Raw genomic sequence first — 21,610 nt, forward strand, 5'->3', positions numbered from 1 at the left:
TCGATCACCCAGCGTCGAGATGGCGGCTCAGAAAGTCCAACACGGCCGCTGCGAAGATGTCGTTGCGGTCGCCGGCGACCATGTGCCCGGCGCCGCGGACATCGGTGAACTCGACATTCGGGAAGCGGGCAAGAAATTCCTCGGCTCGCTCCTGACTGACCATGTTGCTCATTTGCCCCCCGAATGAGCAACATGGGAACGCCGCCGCGCAGGATCGTGTCGACGGCGGCGTACAGCCGATGAGGCTCGGTGACTTCGATGGGGGGAAAGGCGGCGGTGCCGCTGATGAACCGCGGATCCCAGTGCCAATACCACCGATCGCCGCGACGGCGCAGGTTGGTGGTCAGGCCCTCCAAGTCGGTCGGCCTGGGTCGATGGGGGTTGTAGGCGGCGATCATATCGGCCACCTCATCCAGCGAGCCGAACCCCGATTCCACCCGCTCGACCATGAACGCATGTATCCGACTGGCTCCGGAGGGATCCATGTTCGGCACGATGTCCACCAGAACGACGGCACTGGCAATGCCCGGCGAAAGTTCCCCGGCCAGCAGCATCGACGTGAACCCGCCCAACGACGCGCCCACCAGAACCGGTTGCGGGGGCAGGCCCCGCAGCACCTCTTGAATATCCGCGGCGAAGCTGACAACGCGATAGTCCCCGTGCGGTGACCAGTCGGATTCACCATGCCCACGCAAGTCCACGGTGACCGATTGCCAACCCCGCTCGGCCACGACGGCGGCCACTCGGCCCCACGAGCGCCGAGTCTGTCCGCCGCCGTGCAAGAACACCACGGCACGTCCTCGCGGGTCACCGCAGCGATCTGCCACGATGCGAACGCCATCGGGCCCCTGAACCGAGAACCGCTCGGGTGCAGTCGCCACCAGCTGATACTAAGACGCTCTAACGTCGAGTCCGAGTCCGAATGCGAGCTCTCGAGGCTCCCCGAGCAAGCCACACACCCACCCGCGTGACCAGGGCGGATCCCCTACAGCGCGTGAATTCCGTTGTAGAGCACCATCACACCGATCAGGATCAAGACGGCCGCGAGCATCCCCGCGTGGTTCTTTTCCATCCATTCCTTGAGCCGATCCAGCGAATCCTCCAGACGGTCACCCGCACCCACGAAGGCCAGGATCGGACCGGCCACCGTCGATGCCGAGATGGCGACGAAAATCGCACCGCAGACCCATCTCATCGCGACACCGAGCCCACCGGTGCAGATCGCCAGTCCAGCCGCCAGGCAAATGATCACCACCTCGGGGCGCACCAGCACCAACACGGCCGCGGTTATCCCGGCGCGCCGTGGCGTGATGGTGGCGAACGACCGCATCCACCGTGGTGATTCGACCTCCCCGTGCCGGTTCAACCAGCGGTAGATGCCGAACAAGATGAGCAACGACCCGACGACGATCCGAGCCCAGGATGCCCAGGCGGGTGGGGACCTACGCAGACCACCGAACAGTTCCGACCCGGCGACAAACATCGCCGTCACCGCTATCAGCCCCAGCACCCAGCCACCCAGGAACGCCAGCCCCGTCGGCCGGGGGCGCGGCGCATGTAGCACCAATACCGCCGGAATGATGGTTATTGGCGAGACCGCGATCACCAGCGCGAGGGGAACGAGGCTGGCCAGCACTGAGCCGGAATTTCCTGTCACGGGCAGCAATTTTCGCATCGACCGGACGCACCGACCATGACAACGCGCCCGGCCCCCCGATATTCACGCCAACCCTCAGGCCGGCGACAACAGAATTCGTTCAGGGAACCGGATCCTTGCTTGCCTTGACCGGCGCAGAGCTGGGCGGCAGGTTGAGCAGGTTGCCACGCAGACTCCCGCGCACGGTCCGGATAGCCACCAGCACCCAGGTGGCCAGCCGGCCGGCGTAGGCAGCGGCAGCGGCAGCGGCGACCCGGAATGCCGGCAAATGCGTATGGAGAGCCAGCTGCGACGTGCCGGTGACAAAGGTGCCGACCGGAAAGGTCAGGCTCCACCACGTCAGGGCGAACGGCATGCCCCGGCGCAGCGTGCGCACCGTCAGCGCGGTGGACAGCGCTATCCACAACATCGCGAAGCCCCACACCGGGACGCCGAAGATGATTGCGAACGCCTGCATGGTCTCCGCCAATTCGTGGTCCACCGCGCCGGTCGCGGCGGCCGCCCCCAAAAGTCCGGCGGCGGTGATGGATTGCCCCAGGGGTCCCAACACGATCCACAACGTGGGTACTCGCGCGGCGCCCGAGGTGCCGTACAACACCAGCCGGCTCCAGATCATCGCGATGATGTTCAGCGACGCCACAAACGACAATCCGAACATCGCGTAGCAGCCGTAGAGCATGGTTTCGCGGCCGGATCCGGCCGGCATATGCGGTAGCAGCAATGCGCCGGTCGCGGCCGACACCATCGGCGGGACCACCGGCATGAGCCACCCACCGAATGCCGCATCGGGCTCGACACGGTGCTGGGTGAACATCAGGAACGGAATGCTCACCGCGGTGAACAGGCCGCCGATGGTGCCCGCGGTCCAAAACACCCAATCCAGGTCGACGGCGAGTCGCTCGCCGATGAGGGGCCCGCCCGCCAGCACTGCGCCGGCACCGACCGTCATGAGCGCCATGGGGGCAGCTCCGTAAAAGTGCGCCATCTGCGGATTGCGGGCGTGACTGCGCGCGACGGTGGGGTGTCGTAGCCAGTGGCCGCCGACCAGGACGATCAGCGCGAGAAGCAGCGCCGCGGCGATCACCCAGACGACTTGGGTGAAGGCCCGCAGCCCCACCACGTGGACGGGCAGGGTCGCGCCGGCGACGGCCACGATTCCGGTACCCATGACCGAGGCAAACCAGTTGGGCCCGATGTTGCCCAGCACCTCGACGCGAGTATGCGGCGACGGCGTACCGGGCGAATTTGTAACGGCCATAGCTGAGAAACCTAGTGCCGAGTTCGCTTCGGCGCCGCGCGGCGCCGCAACTTGCGCGCCCGTGCGGCGGCGGCCGGTACGGGCGGCCAAACCGCCGGCCGGCCGGACTGCGTAGGGCAAATTGCCGCCACGACCGTGGTGCGTGAGGGTTGAGCGCGAGCCGAATACACTGCCTGCAGTGATGCTCCGGCGAAAGGTTCGCATTGAACAGAGTCCCGGTTGCGGTCTGCATTGCCGTCGTGCTTTTGGTTGCCGCGTTCGCCATGCCTATCAAGCAACGGTGCGGCGCACCGGGCCGCAGGTGCGCTACCGCAGTAGACGCATGTGGCTGTGTTCACCGTTACTACGAAGTCGAACCATTCATCATTTTTCTCATTGAACGCGCAACGGGCTCGAATATCCCCTTCTACTACACGTCGGGAGAAGAAATCGTGGGGGTCCAATAGCCCTCGCTCGAGGCTCGACGTCGGTCACGAATGCTTGCCGACCACAACGGATTCACTAGGTACAAACTTGCGACGCGAACTCCACCGTGGTGGTCGACGGTGTGTTGAATTGTGAGTCGACGGTCAGCGTGGGAACCACTAGTTGGTTTTCGATTCCCAGTCGCTTGAGGTCGAGGTTGATTTCAATGGTGTCGGGCGCGGTTCTGCGGGCATTGGTGTCTCGATCCGGCCGCATGGTCACGTCATTCCCGTTGGACGTCAGGGTGGCGGTGATGGCGAGGTCGTCGGTGTCCTCTTCGGGACCCAGCTCGACGAACTTGCGGCCGTTGTTGGCAACGCTGAATGTCAGCACATAGCCCACGAACCCGGATGCATGACTACCGCTGGGTGACTGCGGCAACGGTTCGGCGAACCGAATCACCAGCTCGAGTACGCCCGCGCTGGGATGTTCGACCTGCACCGCGGCCACGATGATCTGGTCCGGCGGCTGTGGCCCCTCCTGTATGCGGCATTCGAGATGATTGGGCAGTCGCGCCCAGTTGTCGGGCGGCGATTGCAGCCAAAACGCAACGCCGATTCCCGCCGAGATCAGCACGAAGGCGATGGGCAACAGCAACCGCAGCGCCAGCGGCATCGCCGACCATCCCCGGCGCACACCGTCGACAACGGCCGCCAGCGGCGAGCGCGCTATCCCAGCGTCTGCCCGACAGTGCTCAGTCCAGCGCTCACCGTCCCAATATCGTCGTCCCCCGGAACCGCCGGGATCGGCATACCATCCCGCCGGCGGTGAAGTCGGCACCCGCACGCTCCATTCAATCGATTCAAACGTCAGGAACTGGTCAGCTCAAACCGCGTCGGCCGGCCAGATCACGGTGGCGAATCCCATGGGTCTGGCGGCGGATCAAGCATCTGCACGTGGTCACCCTGCCACTGAAACCCGACGACGGTCAGCACGCCATCCTCGCAAGCGTCACAGCTCTGCCTGGACCGATACGTGAGGACCACCAGATCGTCGGTGGATGCCGGAGCTTCCAACTGGGTGAACGGGTATGCCTCGGGTGTCGCCGTCCCGACGAACTGCCCGCGATGAAACATCAGCGCCTCGTCTGGCGAGCTGCGAGTCGCATCGACCACCGTCACCACCACCGCGGATAGCTCCGCGCAGGGGTCGTAGTCGCTGAATTCCGGGGTGGGGTTCCACGGCCTACCGGTCTTTTTATCCGGGGGCAGCGTGGCCAGCGCCGCCGCCACCGCCGCCGCCTCATCCGGGCCGCATGACCCGGGCGGCGCGCTGGTGGGCGATGTCGCGACCGGCGTCGTGGCCGACGTCGTGGCCGGTGCGGTGGCCGCTGTGGTGGCCGGCGGACTGGCGGCCGGCTGGCGCCTGGCCGAGTACGCGATGATCGCCACCACGCCGACGCACACGGCGGCGACCAGTGCGACGACCAGCCAGATCACCCGGCCGGATCCGCCCCGCACTCCAGGTTGCGACGACGGTGGCGTGGTGTCGATGTTGTCGGACGGCTGATAGACCGGTGGCGGCCAGTTGGGGTCGATCTCGCCAGAAGCCATATTTCCCGGGGTCCCCCCAATACCCTCCAGACACCTGTACAGTACTTCCGAGTTTGGCGAATTGTAGCCAGAACATGCAGGTAGGGGAAATGTCGCGGCCGTGAAATCAGCGCCACGCCGGGGGTGAATCTGCCCACATCAGAGCTTCTGGAGTAGGGTCCACACAGCAATCTGCCGCATACTGGACGGCATGCATCGAGCGACGTCCCCGCAAATCGCTGGCCAAGCGTCGGTCGGTGGGCCGGTAGCGGACTAAGGCTCGTAATGGGACGTACCAAAGCCCGGCATCGCGCTGTTCGAAAACCGTCACCGATCCGCCGGCGGGTGTCGCGCACCCTGATGACCCTGGTGTCGGTGGTCGCGCTGGGAATGACCGGGGCCGGATATTGGGTGGCTCACGGCGCGCTGACCGGCATCACCATCTCCCAGGCCCTGACTGCCGAGGATCCGCGATCCACCGGCAACAACATGAACATCCTGCTGATCGGGCTGGACTCACGTAAGGACCAAGAAGGCAACGACCTGCCGTGGTCGATCCTGAAGCACCTGCACGCGGGTGATTCGGATCAAGGTGGTTACAACACCAACACGCTGATCCTGGTGCATGTCAGCGCCGATGGAAAAGTTGTCGCCTTCTCGATCCCGCGTGACGACTGGGTGCCGTTCACCGGCGTTCCCGGCTACAACCACATCAAGATCAAAGAGGCTTACGGGCTCACCAAGCAGTACGTCGCGCAGGAGCTGATCGATCAGGGCGTGACCAGCCAGCGCGAACTCGAGACCCGCGGCCGCGAAGCCGGCCGGGCCGCAACTTTGCGTGCGGTGCGCGCTCTGACCGGTGTTCCCATCGACTACTTCGCCGAGGTCAATTTGGCGGGCTTCTATGACCTCGCCCAAGCCCTGGGCGGCGTGGAAGTCTGCCTGAACCATGCCGTTGACGACTCCTACTCGGGAGCCGACTTCCCCGCCGGCCGCCAGCGCTTGGATGCCGCCCAGGCGCTGGCCTTTGTGCGCCAGCGCCACGGTCTGGACAACGGGGACCTGGATCGCACCCACCGCCAGCAGGCTTTCCTGTCGTCGGTCATGCGCGATCTGCAGGATTCGGGCACCTTCACCAACCTGGACCGGCTGGACAGCCTGATGGCGGTGGCACGCAAAGACCTCGTGTTGTCCGGGGGCTGGGATGAGGACCTGATTCGCCGCATGGGTGAGCTGGCCGGAGCCGACATCGAGTTCCGGACGCTGCCGGTGGTGCGGTACGACAACATCGACGGCCAGGACGTCAACATCGTCGATCCCGCGGCGATCAAGGCCGAGGTAGCAGCGGCCATCGGCAGCACATCAACCGCCGCCACGGCGACCACGACGCCGGCCAAACCCAGCCCGTCCACCGTCGTTGACGTGGTCAACGCGGGCAGCATCAGCGGGTTGGCCAGCCAGGTGTCCAACGCACTGCGCAAGCGCGGCTATACCACCGATCAGGTCCGCGACCGCAAGTCCGGAGACCCGGCGGCCACCACGATCAAGTACGGCCCCGGTGCGCAGGCCGACGCGATGAACCTGGGCACCCTGTTGGGTATCGACGCCCCGAAGCAACCGGATGCCAGCATCGAACCCGGACATATCCAGGTAACGGTGGACACCAACTTCTCGATGCCGGCGCCCGACGATTCCGACGACGACACAACCACCTACCCCAAGCCCAACGCGTACTACAACGGGGGCGACGACAGCTCCAGCTATCCGGCGCCAGACCACGGACAGCCGATCGACGGCGGCGGAGTTCCCTGCGTCAACTAGCCCGAGTCAGGCGTGAGTTCCGCCATCGATGCGGATCTCGGTGCCGGTGATGAAGGCGCCATCCTCGGATACCAGCATCGCGATCACGCCCGCCACGACGGAGGGATCGGCCATTCCGGCGCCACTGGAGGTCTCGGTGGTCGGCAGAATCGGCATCAGCCGGGTGAACAGCGACCAATTCGCGTCCGCCGGGATGTACCCGCCGGTGGCGTCGGTGATGCCGGACTTGATGCTCCCGGGCGCCACGCACACCGCTCGTAGGCCGTCTCGGGCGTACTCGAGGGCCAAGGAATGGGTGAACGCCTGGACTCCGCCTTTGCTGGCCGCGTAGGCGGCCATGTACGGATGGGCAAACGCGGCCGAGGTGGAGCTGAAGTTCACCACGGTGCTGCGCTGATTGTCGAGCAGCGCCGGCAGTGCTTCCCGGACCACCAGAAAGGTGCCGGTCAGGTTGACCGCGATGATCTGGTTCCACTGTTGGATGCTGGTTTGATGCGTGTGCGCGGCACGCAACATCCCGGCGGCGTTGACCAGCGCATCCAGACCGCCGAGCGCCTGGACCGCCGCGCCAACGCCGTCGACCACCGACTTCTCGTCGGCGACGTCGATCTGGCACGTGGTGAGTCTGGCGCCGGTCCCGGCCTCGGCTGTGCGCGCCTGGGTTCTGGATAGGCCATCCGCATCGATATCGGCGCCAACCACCGTGGCCCCCTCGTCCAGTAGCCGCAACACCGTGGCCTGGCCGATGCCGGAGCCGGCGCCGGTCACCAGGATTCGCTGTCCAACCAGTCGAGTCATGGGTCAGACCAATCCGCGCAGTGCGTCACGGCCGAACACCGGTTCCAGCATCGCCGAGAAGTCCGGGCCGCGCCGCAGCATCTGGCCGCCGTCGACATTGATGACCTGTCCGGTGACGAAGCTGGCGGCATCGCTGAGCAGAAACATCGCCATGTTGGCGACGTCCTCGACCTCACCCTGGCGGGGCAGCGGCGTGCACATCGCGTAGTCGGAGCTCAACTCCGCGGACTCGGTGATCGCTGCGACGAGGTCGGTGCGGATCAGGCCGGGGCGGATGCTGTTTACCCGCACCCACGACGCGCCGAGCTCGTCGGCGGCCAACTGCATCAGGTGATCGACCGCGGACTTGGTGACACCGTAGGCACCGAACCAGCGATGGGTATTGCTGGCCGCAATCGAGGAGATGCCGACAAACGATCCGCCGCCGCCTCGCACCATCTCTCTTGCGGCGTGTTTGAGGACGTACATGGTGCCGTTGACGTTGAGGTCGACCGTACGGCGCCAAGCTTCGGAGTCGACCTGGGTGATCGGTCCGATGGTCTCCGATCCGCCCGCACAGTGCACCACTCCATGCAGCCGGCCGTGCCAGGCGGTAACCGCATCCACCGCGCGGGCGGTCTCGTCCTCGTTGGTGATGTCGGTGGGTTCGTACCGGATGGCGCCGCCGTTGGCACCTAACGCTTCGAGTTCCTGTACCGCGCCGGCGAGCTTGTCGGGGTTACAGCCGACGATCATGACCGAGGCTCCGGCCGCGACCAGCCCGGCGGCCACTCCCTTTCCGATTCCGCTACCGCCGCCGGTGACCAGGTAGGTCCGGTCTTGGAACGAAAGCTGCATCTGGACCCCTCACGCCAAAACTGAAACAGGTTCTAGTCATAGAACCATGCGCCATGATCGCCGCTGCGGCTCCCCCCGGCGCGCGGACCGACTACGCCGTCTCGCCCACGTGCCGGCTGACCCACCCGATCACTTCGCCCACCGTCTCGAGCGGGATTTCGGGATCTTTGAGCCGCATCTGCAGGCGGTTCTCCAAGGCCGCGACGAGTTCCATCTTGCGTGGCGAGTCATAGCCCAAGTCATCAACCAGATACGAATCGACGGTTACCGGTGCCATGTGGTCGGGCGCCAGCGACGCGATAACGGACAGAATCGCTTGATCGAGTGGATTCATGCTGGACTGACCTCTCCGAAGAGTTCTCGTGCCATGACGTGACGGATCTTGCCCGACGCGGTCTTGGGGACGTTACCCTTGCCGACCAGCAGCACCGTCGGGCTCAAGCCCGTTGCGCCGCGCACATTCTGGGCGATCTGGCGGCGCAATTCCCGGCCGTCCTCGATGGACGGGTCCGCAACGGTCTCGGCGACGATCCTGATCTCCTCGCGCCGGTCGGCCAGGGTGACCCCGAACGCGACAACACCTCCGCGCCTGATGCCGTGGACCGACGCGGCCAGCCGCTCGATGTCGGCGGGAAAGATATTGCGGCCGGCGACGATGATGACGTTCTTGCGGCGCCCGCACACGACGATTTCGCCGCCCTCGGTGAGATACCCGAGGTCGCCGGTGAAAAGCCAGCCGTCCGGGTCCACGGCGGCGACCTCTCCGTCCGTCGTGAGGTAGTGACGGGCCACGGCGTCGCCGGCGATCGCGATCTCGCCCATGCGGCGCGGCGGCAGGTTGCTGCCGTCGGCGGCGACGATCCGCACCTCGACCCCGGACATCGGGGGCCCCAGCGTCACGAACTGTTTCGCCCCCCCGCAGGAGCACGCCGGTAGCGCCAGACCCCGGTTTTCCAGTTCCTCGACGCGCACCGACTCGGTCGTGAGCGGATTGTCGACAGGCGAAAACGACACCGCGACGGTCGCTTCGGCCAGACCGTAGGCGGCGCCGAGCGCCGTGTGGCGCAGTCCAAAGCGCCCGGCTTGCCGCGCGAACTCCGCCATGGTCGCGGGATCGATGGGCTCCGCACCCGTGACGACGCAGCGTAGGGCACCCAGGTCGTAGGTGCCGTCCTCGATCGCGCTGAGTCGGCGGCTGATGATCGAGTACGCGAAGTTGGGCGCCGCGGTGATGGTGGCCCGCCGCTCGGTCAGGATCTGCATCCACTTGAGCGGGGACACCACAAACTCCGTCGGCGTGATGTAGACCGCGCCGTTGCCGGCGAACATCGGAGAGATCGGGTAGGCGATCAGCCCCATGTCATGTGACAGCGGAAGCCAACTCGCGGTGATGTCGACCTCGGGGTCCAAATGCACCTCCGCCGTCATGGCTGCGACGTCGGCGAACAGGTTGCCATGGGTGATCGCGACGGCCTTGGGATCTCCTGTCGATCCCGATGTGAGTTGGTAGAGCGCGACGTCGTCCTCGCCGGTCGGCTCCTCGGTGGCCGCAAGTTCGGGCCAGCTCTCACCTATCTCGATGACGCGGTATCCCGCCGCACGCAAGGTCTCGGCCGCAGCAAGGAAAGGCTCCCCGATGACCACCCAGCGGGTGTCCAGCAACGCCAGCGCGCGCAACGTACCGGCGTGCCACCCGGCCAGATCGGCCTGCGAGGTCGGTTGCTGCAGCATCGTCATCGCCGCGCCCAGCCGCCAGATGCCTTGTACGACGGGAGCGACATCCTCGGGCCTGGCGGCCAGCACGGTCACCCTGCTGCCGCGGGTGACTCCCTCCGCCGACAACCGGCCCGCAACCCGCACCGCCGTTTGATGAATGTCGCGCCAGCTGGCAAACCGCAATCCACCCGCGGCGCCGAAGTGCAAACCCCGCGGGGAATTGCTAGCGGTCGTTGCGATGGCGTCGGTAAACCTACTCATATTCCTGCCGCTTCCCATCTTGACGGACTAGCACCTGAGCGGTTATCGCGATTTCCGAAGATTGCGCGCGAACGAGCATTGTCGATTGAATTTCTTGATACCAAATTGTTAACATCAGCCAGCAATTTGACACTCAGCGATCATTTGTCTCGTGCGCCAAGCACGGCGGCGGCAATGACTTCGACCGCTCGCTCGATCTGGGCCGTCGAGTGACCCGCCGACACGCTGCACCGCATCAATGCCTCGTTCTCACCGACCGCGGGCGGAAGCGCCAGCGCGCAGAAGACACCATCGTCGAAGGCTCGGTTCCACGCGGCGATCGCTTGGCTTTCCCGCCCGATCCAAACCGACACATGCGGTGCCATCGCGCCCGAACCGTCGGCCCGGACTATCCCTCCTCGCACCTGCAAGCCCTGTGCGACCAGACCGTCGCGCAGGGCTTGGGCGTTGGCCAGGACTGCGGCGGCGCGCTGTGCCCCCTCCGGGCCGCGAATGATTTCGATCGCCGCAGCGCTTGCGGCCAACGCGGCCGGCGCGGCCGTTGCGGTGAAGATATGGGCATTGGAGTGCAACTTGAGCACATCAATCAGGTCTTGGGATCCAACGATGTAACCGCCGGTGGAGGCGATCGCTTTCGACATGCCGCCCATCAACACGTCGACATCCTTGGCACATCCGAATTCTTCGGCGATTCCGGTGCGCCGCGACCCGAAGACGCCGACGCTGTGCGCCTCGTCTACGAACAGGCCCACGTTATATTTGCTGGCCAGCGCCGCAATGCGGGCCATCGGCGCGATGTCGCCCTGCATCGAGTAAAGCCCGTCGACGACGATGAGTTTGGTGCCGCCGCGGTCAGCGGTGCGGATCAGATTGCGTTCCAGCGCATCGAGGTCATTGTGCGCAAAGAACCGCGAGCTGGCCCCGGACAGCCGGATGCCGTCCTGGATCGATGCGTGCGCTTCGCTATCGGGAAACGCCAGATCGGTGACGCCCAACAGGGCGGTGAGCGCGCCCACGTTGGTCAGGCATCCGCTGTTGTAGACCAGCGCCGCCTCGGTTCCGTACCAGTCGGCCAGTAACTCTTCGAGCTCGACCTTGATCTGCAGCGTGCCGCAGAACGGAGGCGCCCCCGCACACGAGGGCCCGTAGCGCTCGGTCGCCCGATTCGCCGCCTCAACCAAGCGAGGGTCGCCACCTAGGCCCAGGGAATTGTTCGAGGCGAACATCACCCGGGGCTGTCCTTCGACGACGGTGGTCGGCCCGGGGGCGGACTCCACGGTCCGAAAGAACGGCAATTCCATGCGAGCGCCGTAGTGCCGGAAGGCGGCCAAGCGACTGTCCCGCTCTACCCGCCAGGGCTCCGGCGTTGTTGATTAGCAGGCTTGTGAGCTGGGGAATTGTGGATTGAGGAGGTCTAGGCGGCGGTTGGCGGTCAAAGCGGTGATCCGGCAGGCTTCGGCGATGTTGTCGGCGCCGTTGAGGCGGTGCAGATTGATCGCTGTGTTGCGTAGCGTTGCTAGGACCTGTGCGCCGTTTCCGGTATGTGCCCTTTGACGGTCTTCGTCGAAGGTGACGTCGCGTATCCAGTGCAGGCTGTTCTCGATTCCCCAGTGTTGACGCATCCAGGTCATGATCGCGGTAGGGCGGGCGTGCTCGAACGGCAGGCTGCAGATGGCATAGACCACCTCCACGCTGCGCTGGTCGGTGGCGGTGATCAAGCGTTCACGAGTGATCCGGATGATTTGTTTTGCGTAGGGGAAGCCGATTCCTCGTGCAGCGGTGATGATTTGCAGGGTGCGGGTCTCGACACGGCCGTGGCCGCGGGAGTCGTCGGTAGCGGCTGCGGGCACCTCGGCCCAGGGCAGCGCGGTGATACGCGCAAGTATTTTGGCTTGGTTGGACTTGACGATCATCAGGTAGTGCGACTTCAAGGTGGCGCAGATCAACTTCGCGGTGACGACCTGGGTATGCATCGCATCCACGGTGACCAGCCACCGCAAGCTACCCGGCAGCAGCGTGAGCAGGGCACGTACGCAGGGAATTTCATTGCTTTTCTCGGCGACAGCGAGTTGACCGAGCACCAATCGGGCACGGTGGGCGAACACCGACACGAGATGCGTGGCTGTCGCTTTGGCGCGTAAAGCACCACGCAGCATCTTGCCGTCCAACGCGATCGGCACCAATCCACTGGGGTCGCTGCTGGCCACGTGTGCAGTGAAGTAACTGCCCATCCTGGCGTTGAGGTCGGCGGGGTCTAGCCGAGACAAAACAGCGCGGAAGGTCTTCTCACTGGGCCGCCGGAACCGGACCCCTAATTGGGCCAACACATCATCGGGAGCGGTGGCCGCCCATGTGGCAAAACCAGCATAGCCGCGCATCCCCGCGGCAGTGGCCAGAACCGCGATCGCCAACAAAGCCATCAGCGAATACCTCCGACCGCGTGGGTCCCTCGGGTCTGGCACCGAGGCCAACACATCGAGAAACTCCGATCCGATGAGCTCGCTGCGCTCACCAGGACTCCAGCGGTCGAACACCTCTGGAACCGACGACACAGGCAATACTGAAACGGTAGGCACGGGCAACTCCAGACCAACGACGAACAGTAACCAACTCGATCGTTCTCCAGATAGCCCGTGCCTACACTCCGGCCCCAATAGCGCGGCACCAAAGATCATCAACCCAGCTCACAAGCCTGCTAATCAACAACGCCGGAGCCCTGCTCTACCCGCGCGTGCAGGTTCAACCGCGACGTATTAAGCGCGCGTGTAATTAGACACCAAGTTAGGCCACTTAAGGGATGCTTTCTGTCAAGTGACAGCAATGGCGCAGAATCTTGGAATTTGGTTCCGAAAAACCGGATTCAACCAGTCCGCAACGGGAACGCCCCGGGGGCGCCTGAACATACTTTGTGGTTTGGTACCGGTTCTTGACAACCGCGTCACGGCCGGGTTCAGGGCGTATCGCGTCGGGCCACCTGGGTCGGCCCGGCCGTACGCCAGTCCTCGACGTCGGGCGGCAGACCAATCGGGTACCGGTTCTCATTGTGAGCCGCCCAGTGTGCGTGCCCCAGCTCGTGCACGTGAAACGCGTGCCGTAGCGCCTCGGTGAATCCCATCGCGTCGGAAGCCGCGTTGACCGAGTCCTTGACCAACAACGCCGCCATGGTAGGACGTTCGGCGATACGACGGGCGAACTGCAGGGTCTTGTCCGCCAGCTCATCGGCAGGGAAAACCTTGGACACCATGCCTAGCCGGTACGCCTCCTCAGCGTCTAGCGAATCACCGGTCAACAACAGCTCTTTGGCTTTGCGCGGCCCGAATTCCCAAGGATGGGCATAGTATTCGACCCCGGGCATCCCCAGACGCACCGCCACCACGTCGCTGAACTTGGCATTGTCCGCGGCGACGATCAGATCGCAGGCCCAGATCAGCATCAGCGCCGCCGAGATCGCATTGCCCTGTACCTGGGCAATGGTGATCTTGCGCAGATCGCGCCAGCGGCAGGTGTTTTGGAAGTAGAAGTGCCACTCCTGCAGGTAGAGCTTCTCCATTACCGCGTCGCGGGTCCCACCGTGCGATCGGAAGGTCGGATGCTGCGCCGGCCCGGGTTTGCGTTCCAGCAGCGCCGCCTCGGACCCGAGATCGTGTCCGGCGGAGAAGTTCTTGCCACGCGCGGCAAGAATCACCACTCGCACGGTGTCGTCCGCCTCGGCTCGACCAAACGCCTCGTCCAGCTGCACCAACAGGGTGCGGTTCTGCGCGTTGTGCGCCTCGGGCCGGTTGAGCCAGATCCGGGCGATACGGCCCTCATCAAGGGTTTCGTAGGCCACCAGTTCGGCGGGGGCGACACCCTCCGCGCTGGTGTCGGCCTGCTCGGAGAGTGTCATTGCGCCCGCCTAACTTGTCCTGGGCTTGCGTGGATCTTTACAGATTACGTCCATTGTGTAAGGGGGTCATCGCTGGGTTGCCCGCCGGCCGGACGGTCGGGCGCGACTGGGGCCCCCGTGGACCCCGGTTGGCTGCCGCAACGGTCGCAGCCGATGATCGCGGGTGAACACCAGGCGGACCAGACCGAGCCCGACGACCACGGTGGTGGCCGCAACCGAGCCGAGGATCAAAAACATCACCTCCGCCTGCACCAGCACGGCCTGCAGCGGTGATACACCGGCCAGGATGAGCCCGGTCATGGCGCCGGGCAGGAACACCAACCCGGTGGCCTTGGTGGTCTCGATCTGCGGCGATATCACTGACCGCAACGAGGTCCGCAGGTAGGGGGCGGCGGCCTGACGGGAGGGCTGCCCCAACGCTAGTCTCGCCTCCACCTCGTCGCGCTTGTCGCGCAGTTCGTCGACGAGGCGGCGAGCCACCAGCACCATCGCGGTCATCGAGTTGCCGATCATCATTCCGGCGATCGGCACCACGGTGCGTGCCTGCAGGGGAAACACCCCTAGCCCGAAAATCACTCTCAGGGTGAGCACCGCCGCAGCAGAAAATGCGGCGACCGCCAGCAGCGCCAGCCGCGGCACCTCCGGCGCCCTCCGGCGTGCCACATCCCCGGCGTAGCCGATCATCCCGGCGATCCACGCCCAGGACCACCACAGCGAGCGCCCCGGCTCGAACAGCAGGGTCAACGCACCCCCCACCAGCAGCAGCTGCACCAGCGCGCGGGCCGCCGCCCAGACCACCTGCCGCTCCAAGCCCAATCGCCGCCAAAGCGAAATAGCCGCCGCGAACGCGACCAGGGCCAGCGAAGTCGCCAGCCCTATCCACCCGATCTGACCGTTCACTAGCTCACCTGCCCGTCTGCGGGCCTGTCCACAACCGAATCGAGGCCGGTGCAGCGCCCCCGGGTGATATGCAGAATGCGGTCGGCGGCGCGCTCGGCCTGAGCCGCATCGTGGGTGACCCACAGCGCCGGAATCCCGTCGTCCGCCAGTTCCCGGACCGCGCCCTCGATCACCGCGGCCGCGTCGGCGTCGACCGCCGAGGTTGGTTCGTCGAGCAACAAGACTTGCGGTTGCGCCAGCAAGGTCCGGGCCAGGCACATCCGCTGCGCCTCTCCGCCCGATAGCGCGGTGGCATCGCGATCCAGCCACGATCCCCTCAGCGCAACCCGGGCCAGGGTTTCGACCATCTGAGCTTCGGAGGCGTCCGGCCGAGCGACCCGGAGGTTATCGGCCACGATGCCCGCAAACGGCGTCGGACGCTGGAAGCACATGCCCACTCGGCGCCGCAGCCACAGCGGGTCACACTCAGCAATATCGTTGCCCCAGAAGAACACTCGCCCGCTCGTTGGCACCTCCAGTCGATTACACAGGCGCAACATTGTCGACTTGCCCGATCCCGATGGCCCGAACACCGCCGTCACACCCTGCGCCGGAACCGCGGCGGTGAACCCATCCAGCGCGCGAACCCGGTCGCGCTGGACGACCACATCGACCAACTCGAACACCGGGCCCTCGCCCACTACGGCACCTCCCAACGTGTGCGGGCTCTCGATCTGACCAGCCGATCATGAAGCCGGCCGCCAGACCCGGCAGTCTCGACCAACAACATTATCGAAAGACGATATCGAAGACCGATTCCGTAGGACCCACTGGCTCACCGGTGTCCGCCTTCGGGTTTCACGGTTGAGGGAATTAGGTTTTCTCCTCCGATAAATCCCGGCGGCGCGGTGAAATCACACAAAACCTCACGGTGAATAGATTTGCAGACGAAGACCCCCGCTCCCCGCCGGGCGATCGAACACGGGCTTCCGTACAACTTGGAGTTACCTGAACGTCCCCCTGGGAATTTGCTGATACCCGATTGTCAAAAAGGTTGACAAAGGCGACTTACCGCCTTGTCGACACGGCGGCCAGCAATGTTTCACCGCACTTCCCACAAAGGGCGGTGACCAGCGGTCATAACCACTGCTCGAGCCGCCTGACACCAACCCAGCCGGCGGGAGAAATAGCGCGTCAGCGGGCATTTGATACGACTTGTCAATCGAATACCGCGGCCCACATATTCCTTCGCTATACAAATAGCCGATCGCAGCCAATTTGGCTAATGAATACCGTGGCTGCCGACGGTCGATCGCGGTGGCACGGAGTCAAACTAAATACCCCCTAGTGGTACAGCTCACAAGGGTGCGCGCGTTGAATTCCGGTACTTTCACATCCCGTGTGGGATCGCTTTACCAAAATCACCAGCCGATACGCCGTGCTTATTGTGGGGCTCTGGATCGTCGGCGCCACCGTGGGCAACCTGTTGATCCCGCAGGCCGAAAGCACGGCCCGTTCCCACGGCCGCGGGTTCCTTCCCGCCGACGCGCCGGTATCGGTCGCGGGCGCCAGGATGGGCGAGCAGTTCCGCGACGGCAACGCCGGCAACATCAACTATCTCGTGCTGGAGAGCGATCACCGGCTCGGGCCGGCAGAGCGCGCTTTCTACGACAAGTTGTTGGCCAAACTGCGCTCCGACCCCACGAGTCTGGTGTCGGCCATGGACCTATGGTCGGACCCTTATACCGCCAAGGCGGCCGTCAGCACCGACGGCGAGGCCGAATACACGATGCTGCGACTGGCCGGGGATCTCGGTGCGGCGCAGGCGAACGCGGCGCTGGACGCGGTGCGGCGGACCGTGGCCGACCAGCCCACCCCACCGGGTTTGCGGGCTTACGTCACCGGCCCAGGCGCCACCGTCGCCGACGAATTCGGCGAGATCGATCGGCAGATGCTGCTACTGACCGGTGTGACCGTGGTTCTCATCGCCCTACTGCTGCTCGCGGTGTACCGATCCGTGATTACCGCCACGATTCCGCTGGTGGCAGTGGGACTCGGCCTGGCGGTCGGCCGTTCGATCGTTTCACTACTCGGCCAGCACAATCTTCTCGAGGTTTCCGTCTTCTCGGTCGCGTTGCTGGGTGCCATGGTGCTCGGCGGAGCTACCGACTACGCGATCTTCTTGCTCGGGCGCTATCACGAGGCGCGCCGCGACGGCGTCGAGCACGAACAAGCGCTGCTGGCCGCCAATCGCAACGTGATGCCGGTAGTCCTGGCCTCCGCGCTCACCCTCGCCGCCGCCCTGTCGTGTCTGACCTTCGCCGATGTCGGGTTGCTGCGCAGCGCCGGACTGCCCTGCGCGGTAGGCGTTCTCATCGGGATGCTCGCCTCGCTTACCCTGCTACCGGCCTTGCTGGACCTCGCGGGACGCCGTGGACTGGCGCAGCCGAGGACGGTGAACCGGCCGATCCATCGACGCTGGCGGCGTATCGGCACCATGGTGGCACGCTGGCCAGGCCCCGTTCTGGTGGCCGCGGCTCTCGTTCTGCTGATCTGCACGCTGCCCATCACCGGGTTGACCTTCGGTTTCAACGAGCCCGCCGCAGAACCGGACTCCACCCTGGCCAACCGGGGCTACCAGGCCACCGACCGGCACTTCCCGCCGAACCAACTACTTCCGGAGACCGTATCCATCGAGACCGACCACGATCTGCGCAATCCCACCGGCGTGATCGCGATCGAGCGGGTGACCCACCAGCTGATGACGATTCCCGGCATCCGGATGGTGCAGTCCGCCTGCCGCCCAGCAGGTTCGGTGCCCGACGAAGCGACGCTGGCCGACCAGGCAGGCGCCATCGGCGACCGGCTCGATCAGCGCATCGCCCAGCTGGATCACCGCTTCTCCTCGATCAATGTGATTGCGCCGACGCTATCGCGGTTCTCTGCGGCGATATCACGTCTGCAGGAACAGCTTTCCGGCAGTGCGAACGGGCTCGGCCGGGTCAACTCCGGCATCGACGCCATGGACTCCGGATTGGTTCAACTGCACGACACCGCGGCGCAGGTCTCGGGATACCTGAACCCGCTGCGCGACTACACCAACAGCGTTGCCAATTGCCCGAGCGACCCGGTGTGCGCATTGGTACTCAAGGTGATCGATCCGGCTGATTCCATTGTGGTGGAAATGAATTCGCTTGCCAAAGGAACATCACAGCTGGGCGCGGGAATGTCCGACACGGCCAAGTCCCTGACCACCGCCGATCAGTCCCTGGCCATCATGGGCGCCGACATGGCACAGCTCAGCGCGACGACCGCACAACTCGCCGACGCCGTGCACGATGCGCACACCGCGATTTCGGACATCATTGATTATCTGCGGGGCCTGCGCCAAGGCTTTCAGGGCAGCGCCGAGGGCACCTTCTACCTGCCCCAGCAGGCCTGGAATGACCCGCGCTTCCAGCGAGCGGCCAACCTGTACTTCTCCCCCGACGGACACGTGACTCGGCTGCTGGTGTTCGGCGACGGCGCGGTCTTCGGCGGGGATGGCGCCAACCGGTCTCCGCAGATCGTCGCCGCCGTCAAGGCCGCTACCAAGGAGGGCGTGCTGGCCGGAAGCACTGTGAACATCGCCGGCTTCGGCACCGCGACCGCCGAGTTGCGCGGGTACGTCCACCACGACTTTGTCTTGCTTGCCGCGGCAGCGCTGGCATTGGTGTTTCTGATCGTGCTGTTGATGCTGCGCAGCCCGGTGGCGGCGGCGGTGGTTATCGGTGCGGTGATCGTCTCGTATCTGTCGGCGCTGGGCATCAGCACGTTCATCTGGCACGACCTGCTGGGCAAGGACCTGCACTGGGCGGTGCAGTCCATGGCCTTCATTTCGTTGGTGGCGGTGGGCGCCGACTACAACCTGCTGCTCACGGTGCGGGTGCGCGAGGAGGTACTCGCCCACCCGGACCGCGGGGTCGGTCTTCGCACGGCAACGATCCGTGCCTTCGGTGGCGCCGGCGGGGTAGTCACCACCGCGGGCATCGTCTTTGCGATCACGATGTTTGCCATGGCGTCCAGCGACGTGCTCAGCATCGAGCAAGTCGGCACCACCATCGGGGCCGGGCTCATCGTCGACACGCTGGTGGTGCGCATCTTCGCGGTGCCCGCGATTATGGGCCTATTGGGTCGGTGGTTCTGGTGGTCGCCGCCGCCGTTCCTGCGCGCTTCGTTGGCGGGCCCTCGCCGCTGGGGACCTTGGTTGCGCAAGCGCATCGCCTCGGCGCGACGCTGGCTGTCCACTTCGGTGCTGGGGGCGTCGGTTCGGTACCTCCGCAGAACCGCATCGGGCTAGCGGGAGATCCGGCCCGGCCCTCGGCCACCGCGTCATGAGCCTAGAATCGCAATCCGATATCGGTTTCGTCACCACGTGGAGGTGGTGTGAGTGCGGGAATTCCAGCGGGCGGCGGTGCGATTGCACATCCTGCATCACGCCGCCGACGATGAGGTTCACGGCGCCTGGCTGACCGAGGAGCTGAGCCGGCACGGCTACAAGGTCAGCCCCGGCACCTTGTACCCGACCCTGCATCGGTTGGAGGCCGACGGCCTGCTGCTGTCTGAGCAGCGGGTTGTCGACGGCCGCACGCGTCGCGTCTACCGGGCCACCCCCGCCGGACGGGCGGCGCTGACCGAGGATCGCCGGGCCCTGCGGGAGCTGGCTCGCGAGGTCTTGGGCAGCGACCTCTAAGCCGAGCTGAGCGCGCCAACCAGGGCGATCGCTGCAACGCAATACGGGTGTGGCCTACAGTTGTGTGATGCCTACAAAAACTGATCATGGCGATATCGGCGACGTGGAGCCACTCGCCGACAGCACCGCCAACCAGGCCAGGCGTGTCGTCGCGGCCTACGCAAACGATGCCGACGAATGCCGCGTTTTCCTATCCATGCTCGGTATTGGACCGGCGAAGCCCGAGAACTAAATGGGTCCCGGGGGACGCCAGTCCGCGGAACCTGCAAGCACGGAGGTCTTCGGGGACTCAGACTTTGTAGTTGTCGCCAACCGCCTGCCCGTCGATCAGGAGCGGCTTCCCGACGGCACCATCGCCTGGAAGCGCAGCCCCGGCGGGCTGGTCACGGCCCTCGAGCCGCTGTTGCGCCGGCGGCGGGGGGCCTGGGTCGGCTGGGCGGGTGTCGTCGAAAACGACGTGGACGTGCAGGACGAGCCGATCGTCCAAGACGAATTGCAGCTTCAGCCGGTACGGCTCAGCGCTGACGACGTCGCCCAGTACTACGAGGGTTTTTCCAACGCCACCCTGTGGCCGCTCTATCACGACGTCATCGTCCGGCCGATCTATCACCGCGAATGGTGGGATCGCTACGTCGACGTCAATCGCCGGTTCGCCGAGGCCACCGCCCGGGCCGCCGCGCGCGGGGGGACAGTCTGGCTGCAGGACTACCAGCTGCAGTTGGTCCCCAAGATGTTGCGTGCCATGCGCCCGGATCTGACCATCGGCTTCTTCCTGCACATCCCCTTCCCGCCGGTGGAGCTGTTTATGCAGCTCCCCTGGCGCACCGAAATCATCCAGGGCCTGCTGGGCGCCGATTTGGTCGGCTTCCACCTGCCCGGCGGTGCCCAGAACTTCCTGATCCTGTCGCGCAGACTGGTCGGAGCCGACACCTCGCGCGGGACGGTTGGGGTGCGGTCGCGGTTCGGCGAGGTGATATTGGGATCGCGCACCATTCGCGTCGGCGCCTTTCCCATCTCCATCGACTCCGGCGCGCTCGACCAGACGGCCCGCGACCGTAACATCAGGCGCCGATCCCGCGAGATTCGCGCCGAACTGGGCAATCCCCGCAAGATCCTGCTTGGTGTCGACCGGCTCGACTACACCAAGGGCATCGATGTCCGCCTCAAAGCCTTCTCCGAGCTGCTCGCCGAGGGCCGCGTCAAGCGGGACGACACCGTCTTGGTGCAGTTGGCGACACCAAGCCGGGAACGGGTGGAGAGCTACCAGACCCTGCGCAACGACATCGAGCGCCAAGTCGGCCACATCAACGGCGAGTACGCCGAGGTTGGCCATCCGGTGGTGCACTATCTACACCGGCCCGTTCCGCGCAACGAACTCATCGCCTTCTTCGTGACCAGCGACGTCATGCTGGTCACCCCGCTGCGCGACGGGATGAACCTGGTGGCCAAGGAGTACGTGGCCTGCCGCAGCGATCTGGGTGGCGCCCTGGTGCTCAGTGAATTCACCGGTGCCGCCGCCGAACTCCGGCACGCCTATCTGGTCAACCCGCACGACCTGGAAGGCGTCAAGGACGGGATCGAAGAGGCGCTCAACCAGACCGAGGAAGCGGGGCGGCGCCGGATGCGGTCGATGCGACGGCAGGTACTTGCTCACGACGTGGACCGCTGGGCCCGATCCTTCCTGGACGCATTGGCCGACTCGCGCCCCAACGATTCGGCCGACGCCGCCGACTAGACCAACCCGGCCGCCAAAGCCATGGTTTTCGGG

The 21,610-nt window shown here is 65.3% G+C and carries 19 protein-coding genes and 1 pseudogene; 6 read left to right on the top strand and 14 right to left on the bottom strand.

Annotated features, from left to right (window positions below):
• Window positions 1–4 precede the first annotated feature (4 nt).
• The 3 genes and pseudogenes from MPSD_RS25480 to MPSD_RS25490 form a co-directional block, all read right to left on the bottom strand.
• Window positions 5–881, bottom strand: a pseudogene (locus MPSD_RS25480) (alpha/beta fold hydrolase).
• Window positions 882–985: 104 nt separating this feature from the next.
• Window positions 986–1,675, bottom strand: coding sequence for a GAP family protein (locus MPSD_RS25485; RefSeq protein ID WP_036426212.1), 690 nt, complete (start codon window positions 1,673–1,675; stop codon window positions 986–988).
• Window positions 1,676–1,757: 82 nt separating this feature from the next.
• On the bottom strand, window positions 1,758–2,915 hold the full coding sequence (locus MPSD_RS25490) for a TDT family transporter (RefSeq protein ID WP_086084752.1): 1,158 nt from the start codon (window positions 2,913–2,915) through the stop codon (window positions 1,758–1,760).
• A gap of 203 nt (window positions 2,916–3,118) precedes the next feature.
• Here MPSD_RS25490 and MPSD_RS29935 point away from each other — a divergent pair, with 203 nt between their 5' ends.
• Window positions 3,119–3,361 (top strand): hypothetical protein, encoded by a 243-nt coding sequence (locus MPSD_RS29935; protein WP_020785776.1) that lies wholly within the window; start codon window positions 3,119–3,121, stop codon window positions 3,359–3,361.
• Window positions 3,362–3,416: 55 nt separating this feature from the next.
• Here MPSD_RS29935 and MPSD_RS25500 read toward each other — a convergent pair whose 3' ends face one another.
• Together MPSD_RS25500 and MPSD_RS25505 are read right to left on the bottom strand one after the other, a co-directional pair.
• Window positions 3,417–4,160 carry a DUF2510 domain-containing protein gene (locus tag MPSD_RS25500; protein ID WP_020785775.1) on the bottom strand — a complete coding sequence of 248 codons (744 nt, stop codon included), beginning with the start codon at window positions 4,158–4,160 and terminating at the stop codon, window positions 3,417–3,419.
• Window positions 4,161–4,228: 68 nt separating this feature from the next.
• Entirely contained in the window at window positions 4,229–4,933 is a 705-nt protein-coding gene (locus MPSD_RS25505) for an LppP/LprE family lipoprotein (RefSeq protein WP_036426209.1), read from the bottom strand.
• A 264-nt stretch (window positions 4,934–5,197) separates the two neighbouring features.
• On the opposite strand from MPSD_RS25505, the gene MPSD_RS25510 reads away from it, so the two are divergent.
• On the top strand, window positions 5,198–6,733 hold the full coding sequence (locus tag MPSD_RS25510) for an LCP family protein (protein WP_015357337.1): 1,536 nt from the start codon (window positions 5,198–5,200) through the stop codon (window positions 6,731–6,733).
• A 6-nt stretch (window positions 6,734–6,739) separates the two neighbouring features.
• Here the strand turns inward: MPSD_RS25510 and MPSD_RS25515 are convergent, their stop codons facing one another.
• The 9 genes from MPSD_RS25515 to MPSD_RS25560 form a co-directional block, all read right to left on the bottom strand.
• Entirely contained in the window at window positions 6,740–7,531 is a 792-nt protein-coding gene (locus MPSD_RS25515; protein WP_011741700.1) for an SDR family NAD(P)-dependent oxidoreductase, read from the bottom strand.
• Window positions 7,532–7,534: 3 nt separating this feature from the next.
• Window positions 7,535–8,368: an SDR family oxidoreductase gene (locus tag MPSD_RS25520; protein ID WP_086084745.1), complete on the bottom strand. Its 834-nt coding sequence runs from the start codon at window positions 8,366–8,368 to the stop codon at window positions 7,535–7,537.
• A 91-nt stretch (window positions 8,369–8,459) separates the two neighbouring features.
• Window positions 8,460–8,702, bottom strand: a complete 243-nt coding sequence (locus tag MPSD_RS25525) for an acyl carrier protein (protein ID WP_015357339.1) — start codon at window positions 8,700–8,702, stop codon at window positions 8,460–8,462.
• Complete coding sequence (locus MPSD_RS25530; protein WP_020785771.1) at window positions 8,699–10,345, bottom strand: fatty acyl-AMP ligase; 1,647 nt, start codon at window positions 10,343–10,345, stop codon at window positions 8,699–8,701. Before MPSD_RS25530 ends, MPSD_RS25525 begins: the two co-directional genes overlap by 4 nt.
• Window positions 10,346–10,485: 140 nt before the next feature.
• Window positions 10,486–11,646, bottom strand: coding sequence for an aminotransferase class I/II-fold pyridoxal phosphate-dependent enzyme (locus tag MPSD_RS25535; protein ID WP_020785770.1), 1,161 nt, complete (start codon window positions 11,644–11,646; stop codon window positions 10,486–10,488).
• 72 nt (window positions 11,647–11,718) lie between these two features.
• Window positions 11,719–12,921 (bottom strand): ISAs1-like element IS2404/ISMul1 family transposase, encoded by a 1,203-nt coding sequence (locus tag MPSD_RS25540; protein ID WP_420811867.1) that lies wholly within the window; start codon window positions 12,919–12,921, stop codon window positions 11,719–11,721.
• A 374-nt stretch (window positions 12,922–13,295) separates the two neighbouring features.
• Window positions 13,296–14,231, bottom strand: coding sequence for an enoyl-CoA hydratase (locus MPSD_RS25550; protein WP_012396498.1), 936 nt, complete (start codon window positions 14,229–14,231; stop codon window positions 13,296–13,298).
• A 66-nt stretch (window positions 14,232–14,297) separates the two neighbouring features.
• Window positions 14,298–15,131 (bottom strand): ABC transporter permease, encoded by an 834-nt coding sequence (locus MPSD_RS25555; RefSeq protein ID WP_086085387.1) that lies wholly within the window; start codon window positions 15,129–15,131, stop codon window positions 14,298–14,300.
• Window positions 15,131–15,811, bottom strand: coding sequence for an ATP-binding cassette domain-containing protein (locus tag MPSD_RS25560; RefSeq protein ID WP_086085386.1), 681 nt, complete (start codon window positions 15,809–15,811; stop codon window positions 15,131–15,133). Before MPSD_RS25560 ends, MPSD_RS25555 begins: the two co-directional genes overlap by 1 nt.
• Before the next feature lie 698 nt (window positions 15,812–16,509).
• Between MPSD_RS25560 and MPSD_RS25565 the strand changes: the two genes are divergently transcribed.
• The 4 genes from MPSD_RS25565 (at window position 16,510) to MPSD_RS25580 (ending at window position 21,577) form a co-directional block, all read left to right on the top strand.
• A complete protein-coding gene (locus MPSD_RS25565; RefSeq protein ID WP_086085385.1) occupies window positions 16,510–19,449 on the top strand; it encodes an MMPL/RND family transporter in 2,940 nt (979 codons plus the stop codon).
• Between the two features lie 90 nt (window positions 19,450–19,539).
• Complete coding sequence (locus tag MPSD_RS25570) at window positions 19,540–19,842, top strand: Rv3488 family transcriptional regulator (RefSeq protein WP_015357345.1); 303 nt, start codon at window positions 19,540–19,542, stop codon at window positions 19,840–19,842.
• Between the two features lie 67 nt (window positions 19,843–19,909).
• Window positions 19,910–20,074: a hypothetical protein gene (locus tag MPSD_RS25575; RefSeq protein WP_011741708.1), complete on the top strand. Its 165-nt coding sequence runs from the start codon at window positions 19,910–19,912 to the stop codon at window positions 20,072–20,074.
• Window positions 20,075–21,577, top strand: coding sequence for an alpha,alpha-trehalose-phosphate synthase (UDP-forming) (locus MPSD_RS25580; protein WP_015357346.1), 1,503 nt, complete (start codon window positions 20,075–20,077; stop codon window positions 21,575–21,577). It abuts the gene before it with no gap.
• The last annotated feature ends 33 nt before the right edge of the window (window positions 21,578–21,610 follow it).

It is taken from the genome of Mycobacterium pseudoshottsii JCM 15466 (assembly GCF_003584745.1).
GTDB classification, from domain to species: Bacteria; Actinomycetota; Actinomycetes; order Mycobacteriales; family Mycobacteriaceae; genus Mycobacterium; species Mycobacterium marinum.

Coding starts and splice junctions, on each gene's coding strand:
- MPSD_RS25485 (WP_036426212.1), bottom strand. CDS start 1,675: ATGCGAAAATTGCTGCCCGTGACAGGAAATTCCGGCTCAGTGCTGGCC.
- MPSD_RS25490 (WP_086084752.1), bottom strand. CDS start 2,915: ATGGCCGTTACAAATTCGCCCGGTACGCCGTCGCCGCATACTCGCGTC.
- MPSD_RS25505 (WP_036426209.1), bottom strand. CDS start 4,933: ATGGCTTCTGGCGAGATCGACCCCAACTGGCCGCCACCGGTCTATCAG.
- MPSD_RS25510 (WP_015357337.1), top strand. CDS start 5,198: ATGGGACGTACCAAAGCCCGGCATCGCGCTGTTCGAAAACCGTCACCG.
- MPSD_RS25515 (WP_011741700.1), bottom strand. CDS start 7,531: ATGACTCGACTGGTTGGACAGCGAATCCTGGTGACCGGCGCCGGCTCC.
- MPSD_RS25520 (WP_086084745.1), bottom strand. CDS start 8,368: ATGCAGCTTTCGTTCCAAGACCGGACCTACCTGGTCACCGGCGGCGGT.
- MPSD_RS25525 (WP_015357339.1), bottom strand. CDS start 8,702: ATGAATCCACTCGATCAAGCGATTCTGTCCGTTATCGCGTCGCTGGCG.
- MPSD_RS25530 (WP_020785771.1), bottom strand. CDS start 10,345: ATGAGTAGGTTTACCGACGCCATCGCAACGACCGCTAGCAATTCCCCG.
- MPSD_RS25535 (WP_020785770.1), bottom strand. CDS start 11,646: ATGGAATTGCCGTTCTTTCGGACCGTGGAGTCCGCCCCCGGGCCGACC.
- MPSD_RS25550 (WP_012396498.1), bottom strand. CDS start 14,231: ATGACACTCTCCGAGCAGGCCGACACCAGCGCGGAGGGTGTCGCCCCC.
- MPSD_RS25575 (WP_011741708.1), top strand. CDS start 19,910: ATGCCTACAAAAACTGATCATGGCGATATCGGCGACGTGGAGCCACTC.
- MPSD_RS25580 (WP_015357346.1), top strand. CDS start 20,075: ATGGGTCCCGGGGGACGCCAGTCCGCGGAACCTGCAAGCACGGAGGTC.